Annotated in this window: 13 protein-coding genes and 1 riboswitch; of the genes, 10 read left to right on the forward strand and 3 right to left on the reverse strand. The window is 68.2% G+C overall.

Annotated features, from left to right (window positions below):
* Window positions 1-52 precede the first annotated feature (52 nt).
* On the reverse strand, window positions 53-658 hold the full coding sequence (locus tag ACSQ1X_RS19305) for a phosphoribosylanthranilate isomerase (RefSeq protein WP_436058891.1): 606 nt from the start codon (window positions 656-658) through the stop codon (window positions 53-55).
* Between the two features lie 103 nt (window positions 659-761).
* On the opposite strand from ACSQ1X_RS19305, the gene ACSQ1X_RS19310 reads away from it, so the two are divergent.
* A complete protein-coding gene (locus tag ACSQ1X_RS19310; RefSeq protein ID WP_436058892.1) occupies window positions 762-1,421 on the forward strand; it encodes a HutD/Ves family protein in 660 nt (219 codons plus the stop codon).
* Between the two features lie 25 nt (window positions 1,422-1,446).
* Here ACSQ1X_RS19310 and ACSQ1X_RS19315 read toward each other — a convergent pair whose 3' ends face one another.
* Window positions 1,447-3,411 (reverse strand): glycogen debranching N-terminal domain-containing protein, encoded by a 1,965-nt coding sequence (locus ACSQ1X_RS19315; protein ID WP_436058893.1) that lies wholly within the window; start codon window positions 3,409-3,411, stop codon window positions 1,447-1,449.
* Window positions 3,412-3,638: 227 nt separating this feature from the next.
* Here ACSQ1X_RS19315 and ACSQ1X_RS19320 point away from each other — a divergent pair, with 227 nt between their 5' ends.
* The 4 genes from ACSQ1X_RS19320 (at window position 3,639) to ACSQ1X_RS19335 (ending at window position 6,259) form a co-directional block, all read left to right on the forward strand.
* Window positions 3,639-4,730, forward strand: a complete 1,092-nt coding sequence (locus ACSQ1X_RS19320; protein ID WP_436058894.1) for a LacI family DNA-binding transcriptional regulator — start codon at window positions 3,639-3,641, stop codon at window positions 4,728-4,730.
* A 72-nt stretch (window positions 4,731-4,802) separates the two neighbouring features.
* Window positions 4,803-5,471: a hypothetical protein gene (locus tag ACSQ1X_RS19325; RefSeq protein ID WP_436058895.1), complete on the forward strand. Its 669-nt coding sequence runs from the start codon at window positions 4,803-4,805 to the stop codon at window positions 5,469-5,471.
* A 50-nt stretch (window positions 5,472-5,521) separates the two neighbouring features.
* Window positions 5,522-5,588: riboswitch (guanidine-III (ykkC-III) riboswitch) on the forward strand.
* 9 nt (window positions 5,589-5,597) lie between these two features.
* Complete coding sequence (locus ACSQ1X_RS19330) at window positions 5,598-5,921, forward strand: DMT family transporter (protein WP_436058896.1); 324 nt, start codon at window positions 5,598-5,600, stop codon at window positions 5,919-5,921.
* A complete protein-coding gene (locus ACSQ1X_RS19335) occupies window positions 5,921-6,259 on the forward strand; it encodes a DMT family transporter (RefSeq protein ID WP_055802879.1) in 339 nt (112 codons plus the stop codon). Before ACSQ1X_RS19330 ends, ACSQ1X_RS19335 begins: the two co-directional genes overlap by 1 nt.
* Here the strand turns inward: ACSQ1X_RS19335 and ACSQ1X_RS19340 are convergent.
* Window positions 6,201-6,584, reverse strand: coding sequence for a substrate-binding domain-containing protein (locus ACSQ1X_RS19340; protein ID WP_436058897.1), 384 nt, complete (start codon window positions 6,582-6,584; stop codon window positions 6,201-6,203). The two genes, ACSQ1X_RS19335 and ACSQ1X_RS19340, sit on opposite strands and share 59 nt — an antisense overlap.
* Window positions 6,585-6,596: 12 nt before the next feature.
* On the opposite strand from ACSQ1X_RS19340, the gene ACSQ1X_RS19345 reads away from it, so the two are divergent.
* From ACSQ1X_RS19345 to ACSQ1X_RS19365, 5 genes are all read left to right on the forward strand, one after another.
* A complete protein-coding gene (locus ACSQ1X_RS19345) occupies window positions 6,597-6,947 on the forward strand; it encodes an alpha-1,6-glucosidase domain-containing protein (protein ID WP_436058898.1) in 351 nt (116 codons plus the stop codon).
* Window positions 6,948-6,968: 21 nt separating this feature from the next.
* Entirely contained in the window at window positions 6,969-7,619 is a 651-nt protein-coding gene (locus ACSQ1X_RS19350; RefSeq protein WP_436058899.1) for a nucleoside/nucleotide kinase family protein, read from the forward strand.
* A gap of 173 nt (window positions 7,620-7,792) precedes the next feature.
* Complete coding sequence (locus tag ACSQ1X_RS19355; protein ID WP_436058900.1) at window positions 7,793-10,018, forward strand: putative bifunctional diguanylate cyclase/phosphodiesterase; 2,226 nt, start codon at window positions 7,793-7,795, stop codon at window positions 10,016-10,018.
* Between the two features lie 80 nt (window positions 10,019-10,098).
* A complete protein-coding gene (locus ACSQ1X_RS19360; protein ID WP_436058901.1) occupies window positions 10,099-11,118 on the forward strand; it encodes an aldo/keto reductase in 1,020 nt (339 codons plus the stop codon).
* 21 nt (window positions 11,119-11,139) lie between these two features.
* Entirely contained in the window at window positions 11,140-11,790 is a 651-nt protein-coding gene (locus ACSQ1X_RS19365; protein ID WP_436058902.1) for an MBL fold metallo-hydrolase, read from the forward strand.
* The last annotated feature ends 29 nt before the right edge of the window (window positions 11,791-11,819 follow it).

Raw genomic sequence — 11,819 nt, forward strand, 5'->3', positions numbered from 1 at the left:
GCGCCAAGCCATTCCGGGCGCCAAGCCATTCCGGCGCCAGGTCATTCCGGTGCTAGGCGGCCGGGGCCTTCGCTGCCAGCACAAACGCCCGGACCTTCGCCAGGTCTTTGACTCCGCGGGAACTTTCGACGCCGGAGGAGACGTCCACTCCCCACGCACCGGCTTCCTTTGCGGCCCGGGCGACGTTCACGGGGTCAAGCCCCCCGGCCAGCAGCCAGCTCCGCCCGGCAAGCCCCTTGGCCTGCACCGACGCATAGTCCCAGGCCTCGCCCGAGCCCGGCACAGCGGCATCGATGAGCAGCAGTTCCTCGCCCCAGCTGCCGAATGCTTCCGGGGCGGCACTCATGGTGACGGCCCTGATCACCTTCATGCCGGCGTCGTGCGCTGCTTTCACGTCCTCCGGGGTGCGGTCCCCGTGGAGCTGGATCCACTCGAGGCCCGCCTCGCGGGCGAGCGCGACGGCGTCCGCCACCGGCTCGTGCCGGAAGACGCCCACTGCGGGGGTGCCGGCCGGCACGTGGGCGAGCAGCTCCCGGGCACTGGCGGGTGTAACCTCCCGCGGGCTTTTGGTCAGGACGAATCCGACGGCGTCCGCGCCGGCACCTGCCGCTGCCAGGACCGACTCCGGCGTACTCAGGCCACACACCTTGACGAACATCCTGCTCCTCCTGCGATTCTCTTCCTCCACCTGACGTTAGCAAGCCTGCCAAGTCTGCACCGACGTTACGCCCGGGCCTCGTGCCGGCCGCTAGGCTGGGCGGATGGAGATCATCCGCTATGCAGAACTCAGGGCCGAACCGTGGCGCAACAAGGGCGGGGTCACCCGCGAACTGGCCAGCCATCCGAAGGCTGCTTCCGCCCAGGACGGCGCCTGGGACTGGCGGGTAAGCATCGCCGAGGTGTCCAAAGCCGGCGCGTTCTCCACCTTTCCCGGCATGGACCGCGTCCTGACCGTGATCGACGGCGAACTCCTCCTGCTGACGGTAGACGGCGCCGAGCACCCGCTGGAGAAGTACCGGCCGTTCCGGTTCTCCGGCGACGCCGACACAGCCAGCGCACTGCCCACGGGCGACATCCGCGACCTCAACGTGATTACCCGGAACGGTGCCTTCAAGGGCTACACGTCCATCATCGAACTCTCCAAGAAGCGCGCGCACCCCGTTTTCGAAGGCCAGCTGGGCATTCTGCTGCAAGGACAGGCCACTGTCAGCCCCGGCACTGCCGGGGCCGCTGCTTCGGATGCCGCACCCGGCGGCGGGGAGACGCCCGACGACGGCGTGGCACCTCAGGCAGCCCCGGCGCCAGGTGAGCCGGAGACGCTCGGCCGCTACGACGCCGTCGTCGGTTCCGACTCCGGTACGCCGGAAATCCTGGGCCGGGGCTTCCTGGCCGTCGTATCGATCGACCGGGTTACGGGCTAGGCACCGGTCACAAGCTAGCGGTCGGTCAGAAAGCAGCGGCGGAAGCCTGCAGGTCTTCCCGCTGCGTTGACTGCCCGTTGGGGGTGAGCGCTGCGGCGATCACTACGGAGCTGGCCGAGGCCCAGGCCTGCGGCCGGCAGCTCGCAGGGAACGGCACGGGCGTGCGCATGGTGTCCGAGCCATGGCCGCCAAAGAGCTCCGGCAGCCGCCAGTCGTTGGCCTCGGCCACCTCCAGCAGCCCGGCGGCGAGCTGCGCCGCTTCATCCGGGAAGCCGTCGGCCAGCATGCCGCTGATGATCAGGGCGGTGTCGTGGCTCCAGACCGCGCCGGCGTGGTAACGGGTGGGCCAGTATCCGCCGTTGGTGGTGGACAGCGTCCGGACGCCGTAGCCGGAGAACATGGTGGGGTCCATAACGCGGCGCACCACAATCCGCTGCTCGTCCTCGTTCAGGATTCCGGTGCCGAGCAGGTGACCCATGTTGGAGGTCACGCCGTCCACCGGTCGCTTATCGGCATCCAGGGCAAGGGCGGGATACGGACCCAGCTCGTCCTCGCACCAGAACTGGGCACGGAAGCGGTCGGCCATGCCTGTTGCGTAGTCGCGCCATTCCTGCGCGCCCGGACGTCCGAAGGCGTCAAGGATTTCCGCGCCCACTACTGCCGCCTCGTAGGCGTAGGCCTGGACCTCGGCAAGCGCGATGGGCCCCTTCGCCAGTGAACCGTCGTGCCAGCGGATGGCGTCGCCGGAGTCCTTCCAGCCCTGGTTCACCAGGCCCTGCCCGGAGGCGTCGAGGTATTCCAGGAAGCCGTCCCCGTCCAGGTCGCCGTGGTCCCTGAGCCACTCGAGCGCGTCCTCGAGGTTGGGCAGGAGTTCCTTGACCTCGGCGTCGGGCATGCCGGCTTTCCAGGCATCGTGCAGGAGGCAGATCCACAGCGGAGTGGCGTCAATGGTGCCGTAGTACACCGGCGGCAGGCGCAGGGCATGGCCGCTCTCCGCCATGGTCAGGACGGTCCGGCGGACTTCATGCAGGATCTTGCCCGGCTGCACTGCCGTGGTGTGGTCCGTTTCCGTGCCCTGCCGGCCGGCGAGCGCACGGAGCGTTCCGCCGGCAATGGCCGTGTTGATGGGCAGCAGCATTCGCGCTGCGATGATGGAATCGCGGCCGAACATGGTGAAGAACCAGGGGGCACCGGCCGCCAGGAACGTGTCATGCGGATGCGAGTAGTGCGCCAGCCGCAGGCTGTTGAGGTCGCTGACGGACCGTTCGAGAAGGCGGCTGAGCCGGGGATCGTTCGACGCCGGAGCGGTGATGGGTTCACCGTCCGCGGCCAGCATCGGCGAATCCGCGTCAGTCAGGTCAACCGCCCATTCCAGCTCCACGGGTACGCCGGGAGACACCTCCACGGCCCAGTCGATGGTCACGGTGCTGCCGTCCACGCTGACGGTTCCGTTGACGGCCGTCAACGCCAGGGTGGTGTCCTGGTCGCGCCAGGACCAGGTGGTCCCCTGCGGTTCCACGCGGGCGCCACCACGACCGCCCTGCTTGATGTGTTCCATGGTGGTGTTGTCCGCGCCGAGGGTCAGCGTGACCGTCAGCGATACGGGCTCCCGCATGGCGGACTCCAGGCGCAGTGTCTCACCCACCCGGCCGGAGCAGCCGGTGAGGGTTTCGGTGTCCGCACCGTGGCGGATGCGGCTGGACCGGGCCGAGCGCCTGCGCACCAGGGAGAGCAGGGGGTCCGCCACTTCGGCATCGGCACGCACGAAATAGATGTAGTCGGTTTCCTTGGAGGAGCGCAGCTGCGTGGACACCCATTCGGGCTCCCGCCCGTCAACGGTGAGGACGGCAGTGTTGAGGACGCGGTCGTCGCCGCAGTAGATCCCCTGTGCGCCCGTGTGGCGGACCTGTCCATGGGCGTCGGACCACGCCTGAATGGGGGCGCTAAAAACGCCGGAAAGATTGTGCAGGTATGGCTGTTCAGAGGCCACGGTAAAACAACTCCTGTGCTGCTGGGTGTGGGTGCGGAGGCTGGCGTCCGCATTACCGGGCGAGAACCTGGGCGCACAGATTTGATCGATCAAATTTGTGCGGTTAAATCGTCTCACACGTTAGTGTGAGACGGAAAAGACCGCGATGCGGCAGCCATGCCGGGGCGTCCGCCGGCCACTGCCTGCATTTCCCCAACCGTCCAGTACCCCGTCCTAAGGAGCCCCATTTGGCCCGGCCCACCCTCGCCAGCCTGGCCAGAGAACTCGCCGTGTCCCGGCAGACCATCTCCAACGTGCTGAATGCTCCGCACAAGGTCAAGCCCGCCACCCGGGAGCGCATCCAGGCGGCCATTGAAGCAGCCGGCTACCGGCCCAGCGCCGCCGCCCGGCAACTGCGCACCCAGCGTTCCATGAACTTCGGCATGCGGCTCCTTCCCGCGACGGACGGAATCAACGGCGCCGTGCTGGACCGCTTCCTGCACGCGCTCACGGAAGCGGCGCAGGCGGCAGGCTACCGGCTCACGCTGTTCTGCGCGGACTCGGACAGCGACGAGATCCGCCAGTATGAGGAACTGCTCGACGTCGCGGGGCTGGACGGATTCATCCTCACCTCCAGCACCCCGGACGACGCCCGGACCCGCTGGCTGCAGGAACGCGGAACACCCTTCGCCGTTTTTGGCCGGCCCTGGGATAGCGCCGGCCGCCCGACGTCGGGGAGCCACTCCTGGGTGGACGTTGACGGGGCCGCAGGAACGGAACAGGCGGTGCAGATGCTGCTGGCCCAGGGCCACTCCAGGATCGGCTTCCTGGGCTGGTACACGGGCAATCCCGTGGGCGCAGACCGCCGCCGCGGCTGGCAGCGCGCCATGGACGCGGCAGGACACGGCAGGGATGTGCCCGGCCTCAGCGTGGAAGCGGAAGAGACCGTTGCCGGCGGAGCATCCGGGGCGGCCCTGCTGGCGTCGAGGGGTGCCACGGCCATTGTCTGTTCCAGCGACTCGCTGGCCCTCGGGGCCATGGAAAAACTCCGGGAGTTACGGCCCGGCACCGGGCGGCCAGCCGTTGTGGGCTTTGACAACACTCCCGTGGCTGCCGCACTCGGTCTCTCCAGCGTCGCCCAGCCTGTGGAAGAGGCCGCGCGCCACATCATCCGCGTGCTGACCTACGAACTGGCCGGCAACGGGACCGCCGCCGGGGCGGACGCCGGCGGGGCGGCCACCCCGGCCACAAACCCGCCGGACAGGCAGCTCCTCCTTGCCCCGCACGTGGTGGAACGAATCCCGCTGCCGCTGGCGCCAACCGGCAGCAGGCAGGCCTAAACCAAGGGCCTTGATGTTTCCCCTTCAGTGCCCTAATGTCGCCAGCTACCAGCTGAATCTCTGGAGCCGATCATGAGCGACAAGGAATCCGCACCAGCTTCACGCGACGCCCGCGCCGCCGTCCATCCGAGCGCGCCCGACCCCCGAACCGCCGCAGTCCCGCGAACCGCCGGAGTCCACCCCACTGCCCCGCTCGTCGCGATCGGCATCACCTGCGGCATTGCCTGGGCCGCAGGATTCCGCAGCTACATGGTGGAGCTTGCGGGCCCGGCCTCCACCTTCACCTGGTGGGGAACCTTCGGTGCGATCCTCCTGCCGGGGGCCGTTGCGGGCGCGCTCCTGGGCTGGGCGGAGGCTCTTCGGCGCGCAGGCGGGCGGAGGGGATGGCGCTGGCTTGCCCTTGCTCCACTCGCCTTCGCCATCGCCCCGATGTTCATGCCGGGCGCGATCGCCGCACTCCTCACCGAAGGCCTCGGCGGCGGCGCAATCGCAGTCTCTCTGATGGGGATGGGCGGCGGCTACGCCCTCTCCCGTCGCGGACCCCTCTGGGCACGGCTGCTCTGCGGCCTCGTCAGTACAGCCCTCGCCGCGGCACTCATCCTGACCGGACCCGGAATCGCCGGCGCCCGGCTCGCCATCACCGAAGCGCGCGGCGCCTGGTTCGCCACCCTGGCCGCATCGTTCATCATTGTGCTGGCCCTCGCCTCGTCGATCCCGCACCGGACCATGCCGCCCCGGTGACCTTAACCACCAACGGTGGCCTCCCGCCGTCGGGCGTTGCTACGCTGGGACCAAGGTTCCCTCTTTGGAACCTCCGGACGACGGTTCAGTACCCGGCACACGACAAGACTGGCCAAAGGATCTGTCATGTCGTGGTTAATCCTCATCCTCTCTGGCGCACTCGAGGCCGTGTGGGCCGCAGCGCTCCATCGGACGTCCCAGGTCAAGGGCCGCCGGCGCGTCCTGCCCGCAGCGCTCTTCCTCGTCTCAGTCATCGCCAGCACCGGAGGACTCGCCCTCGCGATGCAATCCATCCCCACTGGCACCGCGTACGCGGTGTGGGTGGGCGTCGGCGTGGTGCTGACCTCCGCCTACGCGATCGTCACCAAAGTGGAACGCGCGACGGCGGCGCGGCTGGTGCTGCTCGCCGGGATCGCCGCGTCCGTGGTGGGCCTCAAGGTGGTGGCGTGATGACCAAGAACGCGACTGCCTGGCTGATCCTGCTCGCCTCCGCCGTGCTGGAAGCCGTCTGGGCCACCGCACTGGGACTCTCCGACGGCTTCTCCCAGGCGCTGCCGACCGCCGTCTTTGCCGTCACCGCAACGCTGAGCATGGCGGGACTGGGGATCGCCGTGAAGTCGATTCCGCTCGGGACCGCCTACGCCGTGTGGGTGGGCATCGGCGCTGCCCTGACCGTGGGCTGGGCGATGGCCACCGGCGTCGAGCCGGCCAGCCCGCTCAAGCTGCTGTTCATCGCCGGGATCGTGGGCTGCGCGGCGGGGCTGAAGCTGCTGCCGCAGGACCGGTAGAGCCGCGCACCACCAGATCGGATGCCAGGACCACCGGCGAGCGCGTGGAATGTTCGCCGGCAATTTCGGCCGCCAGGGCATGGACGGCGGCGTGCGCGATCGCAGCGACGGGCTGCCGGAGCGTGGTCAGCGGCGGATTCGTGAGCGCCATCAGCGGTGAGTCATCGAAGCCGACGATGGACACATCTTCCGGCACGCGCAGCCCCCTGGCCTGGACCGCCCGGATGGCACCGAGCGCCATAACGTCGGACGCGCACACAATGGCCGTGTGGCCGGAGTCCAGGAGCTCATTCGCCGCACTCTGGCCGCCTTCCACCGTGAACATGCTGGTGGCCGTGTGCGGTCCCGGGTCCTCAATGCCAAGGTACCCGGCGAGGCCGCGTTGGTGCAGCAGAAGGTGTCCTTCCCTTCCGGCGGGCCGGAACAGACCCCGGGTGTGGTGGTGATGCGTATTGACGACTCCGTCGGGACGGACGTGGACCGGAACCTGCGCGGACTCGTAGTGGTGTTCAACGCCTCGGATGAGGCCACCAGCCAGACAGTGGCCGCCACCGCAGGGTCCACCTTTGCCCTGCATCCGGTACAGGCCGGGGGCATCGATTCCGTGGTCAAGGCGGCAACCCATGACGCGGCGTCCGGGACGTTCACCGTCCCTGCCCGCACCGTGGCGGTGTTCCAGGCAAAATAGCCGCGGATTAGGCTGGTGCCCATGGCATCTTCCCCGCCGGACGCGCTCCGGCATCCCGACGTGACGGCGGCCGTGGCGAACCTGCGCGGTCGCCTGGCCTCGGGGAACCGGATACTGCTCGGCATCACGGGCTCGCCGGGGTCCGGGAAATCGACCTTTGCAGCCGCTCTGCACACCCTCTTTGGCCCGGACGTGGCCGTGGTGGTGCCGATGGACGGCTTCCATCTGGGCAACGCGATTATTGAGGGCACGCCGCTGCGGCAGCGCAAAGGGGCAATCGACACGTTCGACGCCGGCGGTTACCTCTCGCTGCTGCAGCGGCTCGCGCGTAGGGATGAGTCGGTGGTTTACGCGCCGGATTTCCGGCGCGAAATCGACGAACCGGTGGCAGCCTCCATTGCCGTGCCGGCCTCGGTCCCGCTGGTGATCACCGAAGGGAACTACCTCCTGGCGGACCACCCTGTGTGGCAACAGGTCCGGGCCCAGCTGGACGAGGTCTGGTTCATGGACACTTCCCCGGCTCTTCGCCTGGAGCGGCTGGTGGACCGGCATGTGCACTTCGGCATGGACCGGCCTGCCGCGGAGGAATGGGCCGCCTGTTCCGACGAGGCGAACGCCCGGCTGATCGAATCCACCCGCGACGCGGCGGACCGGGTCATCCCCTGGTCCTAGCCTCCCGGGGTGTTTACCGCCCGGTGCGCAGAAATTTCCCCTGCATTTTTTCGGCGACACAGGGCCATGGCACCGCAGCCCTGTTAGCCTGCTCCTAGGATCACCGGACCATCATCGGGTCTCAGCCGGTGGCTGGATCCCCCGTGGCTCCTGGACGCAGAGGACAACAGCACATGGATGCGCAAGTGCCGGGCACTGCTCCGGGGACGGCCGCCGCACCGCCGGCTGGCAACCACCCAGGTGCGGCAGGATCCCCCGGGCCAGATGCGGCCGGGCCTGAACGCACGTGGAGCCTGCAGCGCGAATGGTCCCGGGCATTCCTGGTGATGCTCGCTGCGCTGTTGATCGGCGCCGTCGTCACCATCGTGGGGGTGCGCGGCCTGATGAACCAGGTGGAGGAAACCTCCCACCGGCTGCAAGTGGAGCTCGAAAAGGTGGAGGTCCTCCGCTCAGCCCTTGACGCCCATGAGGAGCTGGGACACCAGCTGCTTGCCAACGCCCCCGCGGACCGTTCTGCCTTTGTCCGGCAGCAGGATGAGGTCTCACGCCTGTTCGGGGAAACCGCCGCCGTTTTGCCGGGTGACACGGCACCGCGGGAAAAGCTTGACGCTGCGCGGCAGTCCTGGCAGGAAGCCCTGGCAGCCCATGGCCTGTGGGGCAGCCAGGTGCAGTCCCTCCAGGGCAGCCATATAGACCAGACCCCGGCGTTTGCCGCGTCCAGCGCCGCGATCCGCATGCAGCTGGCGGATATCCGGCGGTACTCCCTGGCGGAGATGGATGACGGGCTCGCGCACAGTGCCGAACTCGAACGGTTCTTGTTCATCGGGCGCAGTGCCTTGTTCGTGGCGGCATTGGGCGCCACCGCGTACTTCCGACGCAGGATGGTCAAGGACATCATTCGGCCGGTGGAAAGCATGCACCACGGCGTACGAAAGCTGCAGGCCGGGAACTACAACCACCGCATTGAAGTCTTCCGCCGCGACGAACTCGGCGAGCTGGCCGAGGCGTTCAACGGGATGGCCCTGGCTGTACGCAACAGCCACGAGGCGCTCACCCACCGCGCAACCCACGACCCCCTCACCGGCCTGGCGAACCGCGCGGCCCTGATGGAACACCTGACGGCATCGTTCGGGGCGGGCAGCACACGCAGGAACCGGAACGAGGGACTGCTGTTCATCGACATCGACGACTTCAAGGAGGTCAACGATTCGCTGGGCCATGAGCGTGGCGACGCCCTGCTCGTTCAGCTGGCCGCCCGGCTCAAGGCCTGCGTCCGCTCCGACGACATGGTTGCCCGCCTCGGCGGGGACGAGTTCGCGATTGTGGTGATGGACGACGACGCCGGCTCCGTCACCGCCGGGATCGCCGAACGGATCCACGAGGCACTGCGTGCGCCTTTCTTCGTCGGCGAGGACCGGCTGACTGTCACCGCGAGTATGGGCGCCGTGCAGCGCCGTCCGGACACCTCGGACGCCGCCGAGCTCCTGCGGCAGGCGGACTTTGCAATGTATCTGGCCAAACACGGCGGAAAGGCCCGGTTGCAGCTGTTCGACGCCGAAGGCTACGACCATATGACCTATCGCGCCGCCCTGAAGCGGGACCTGGCTGCGGCGGCACCGGAGGGCCAGCTCCGGCTCGAATACCAGCCCATTGCGGACCTCACCAGCGGAGCCATTCTCGGCATCGAAGCGCTGGTGCGCTGGCAACACCCAACGCTGGGACTGCTGGCCCCCTCGGAATTCATTCCCATTGCGGAAGAGACAGGGGACATCGACGCCGTCGGCTGCTGGGTGCTGGATACCGCCAGCCGCCAAGCTGCCGGCTGGCGGAAGGCCCTGCCCCAGTGCGAACACCTCTGGGTTGCGGTCAACCTGTCCACCATCCAGCTCCCCAATCCGCGGAATCTGGCGGCCATCAAGCGCATCCTCGCCGATCCCGCAGCGCAGGCGGACAAGGTGGTGCTGGAAGTGACCGAGACAGCCCTCGCGGGAAGCACGGACGGCGGAATCGCGGCTCTCAAGACACTGAAGGAGACGGGCGTCCGGGTGGCAATCGACGATTTCGGGACGGGGTACTCCTCGCTGAGTTCGCTGGCGGTGCTGCCTGCGGACATCCTCAAGATCGACCGTTCATTCCTTGGCCGGCAAGCGTCCGAAGCGCAATCGGCAGCAATGCTCGAAGGAATCCTGGGTCTGGCCCGCATGCTCTCCCTCGAGGTGGTGGCCGAAGGAGTGGAGGACCGCCGCCAGCTGGAGCTGCTTCGGGCACTGGATTGCCACATGGGGCAAGGCTACTTCCTGGCCCGCCCGGCCCCCGCCGAAATGATCGTGGCGCTACTGGCAGCAGGAACCCCGCTTCAGCCCGGCCCGGCGGAGCTTGAGCAGGCCGTCGATTCATGAGGAATACTGGCCTTGCCGCGGGAGTTCTTGGCTAGGACGGCACTTCCCGGAATACGCAAAGCAGCGAATTGGAGACCCCTATGGCACCGGCATCCGCACCATTAGTCCACCTCGGCGACGGATTGAACGTCAGCCCTTTAGGGTTCGGCGGCATGGCCCTCACCCCGGTATACGGCGAAGTGGACCAGGGTGAGGCCCTCCGCACCCTCCACCATGCCGTTGATGCGGGCGTCAGCTTCATCGACACTGCGGACATCTACGGTGGCGGCAGCAACGAGGAACTGATCGCCCAGCTACTGAAGGAACGACGGGGCGAAGTGCAGCTGGCCACGAAGTTCGGGCTGGTGGGCACTCCCGCCAGCGGCTACACCGACATCCGGGGAGACGCCGCCTACATCCGGCAGGCAGTGGAAGCCAGCCTCCGCCGCCTGGGCACCGACACCATAGACCTGTACTACATGCACCGCCGCGACCTCCGCGTTCCGATTGTGGAAACCGTGGAGGCCATGGCGGCGCTGGTGCAGCAAGGCAAGGTGCGTCACCTCGGCCTGTCCGAGGTGACGGCCGAGGAGCTGCGGGAGGCCAGCAGCATCCACCCGATCGCCGCGGTCCAGAGCGAATGGTCCATCTGGAGCCGCGATGTGGAACGCAATGTTGTTCCCGCGGCGGCCGCGCTTGGGGTGGGATTTGTGCCCTATTCGCCGCTGGGCCGGGGATTCCTCACCGGCACAGTGGACGCTTCGAAACTCGGGAGCGGCGACTTCCGCCGCAACATCCCCCGCTTCGCCGCTGATGCAGCGGATGCCAACCAGGGCGTGGTGGCCGCGGTGCAGGCCGTCGCTGGCGAGCTCACTGTCGCCGGCACGCCGGCAACTCCAGCCCAGGTGGCTCTCGCCTGGCTGCTTGCCCAGGGCAAACGGCTCGGCCTGCCCGTGGTTCCCATCCCGGGCACGCGCAAGGCGGAACGGATCGACGAGAACCTGGGTTCGCTGGCGCTGGACTTCACCGCCGCACAACTGGAAATGCTCGACGCCGCCGCGGACGCCGTCGTCGGCTCCCGCTCAGCGGACCCCACCTGGGTGTCCCAGGGCCGTGAGTAGGGCCTCCGTAGACTGAAGCCCATGGATTCCCTCATTCACGACCTGCGTGACATCACCATCCGCCGGATTTCTGTCAGCGAGATGGACAACAACGTGTATCTGCTCACCAGCAAGGCGTCGGGCGCGCAGCTCCTGATCGATGCGGCCGATGATCTGGCCGCCATCCAGGGGCTGCTTGCCGACTCCGCCGCGGACACCTCCGCGACGCCGAAGCTGGCGTTGATTGCCACCACCCACCAGCACTGGGACCACGTCCGCGCGCTGCCGGCCCTGGTGGAGGCCACCGGGGTGAAGACGGCGGCCGGGACGGACGACGCACCGGAGCTGCCCGTTCCGGTGGACGTGCTGCTGGATCACGGGGACGTCGGCAACTTCGACGGCTTCGACGTGACGGCTGTGCACCTGCGCGGCCACACACCGGGGTCAGTGGCGCTGGTGTACCAGGACCCGGCAGGCCCTGCGCACATCTTTTCCGGCGATTCGCTGTTCCCCGGCGGCGTGGGCAACACGCAGAAGGATCCGGCACGCTTCCACCAGCTGATCACCGATGTCAGCGAGCGGCTGTTTGGTGTGTACCCGGATGACACCGTGGTGCACCCGGGTCACGGCAAGCCCACGACCCTCGGCGCGGAACGCCCGCACCTTGAGGAGTGGCGCGCCCGCGGCTGGTAGCTTTCGCTGCGCTTTGACGCTGGCGCTGC

The sequence above is a fragment of the Arthrobacter sp. LjRoot78 genome (assembly GCF_964254335.1).
Taxonomy (GTDB): domain Bacteria; phylum Actinomycetota; class Actinomycetes; order Actinomycetales; family Micrococcaceae; genus Arthrobacter.

Coding starts and splice junctions, on each gene's coding strand:
- ACSQ1X_RS19360 (WP_436058901.1), top strand. CDS start 10,099: ATGGCACCGGCATCCGCACCATTAGTCCACCTCGGCGACGGATTGAAC.
- ACSQ1X_RS19365 (WP_436058902.1), top strand. CDS start 11,140: ATGGATTCCCTCATTCACGACCTGCGTGACATCACCATCCGCCGGATT.
- ACSQ1X_RS19355 (WP_436058900.1), top strand. CDS start 7,793: ATGGATGCGCAAGTGCCGGGCACTGCTCCGGGGACGGCCGCCGCACCG.
- ACSQ1X_RS19330 (WP_436058896.1), top strand. CDS start 5,598: ATGTCGTGGTTAATCCTCATCCTCTCTGGCGCACTCGAGGCCGTGTGG.
- ACSQ1X_RS19310 (WP_436058892.1), top strand. CDS start 762: ATGGAGATCATCCGCTATGCAGAACTCAGGGCCGAACCGTGGCGCAAC.
- ACSQ1X_RS19325 (WP_436058895.1), top strand. CDS start 4,803: ATGAGCGACAAGGAATCCGCACCAGCTTCACGCGACGCCCGCGCCGCC.
- ACSQ1X_RS19335 (WP_055802879.1), top strand. CDS start 5,921: ATGACCAAGAACGCGACTGCCTGGCTGATCCTGCTCGCCTCCGCCGTG.
- ACSQ1X_RS19340 (WP_436058897.1), bottom strand. CDS start 6,584: ATGTTCACGGTGGAAGGCGGCCAGAGTGCGGCGAATGAGCTCCTGGAC.
- ACSQ1X_RS19350 (WP_436058899.1), top strand. CDS start 6,969: ATGGCATCTTCCCCGCCGGACGCGCTCCGGCATCCCGACGTGACGGCG.
- ACSQ1X_RS19305 (WP_436058891.1), bottom strand. CDS start 658: ATGTTCGTCAAGGTGTGTGGCCTGAGTACGCCGGAGTCGGTCCTGGCA.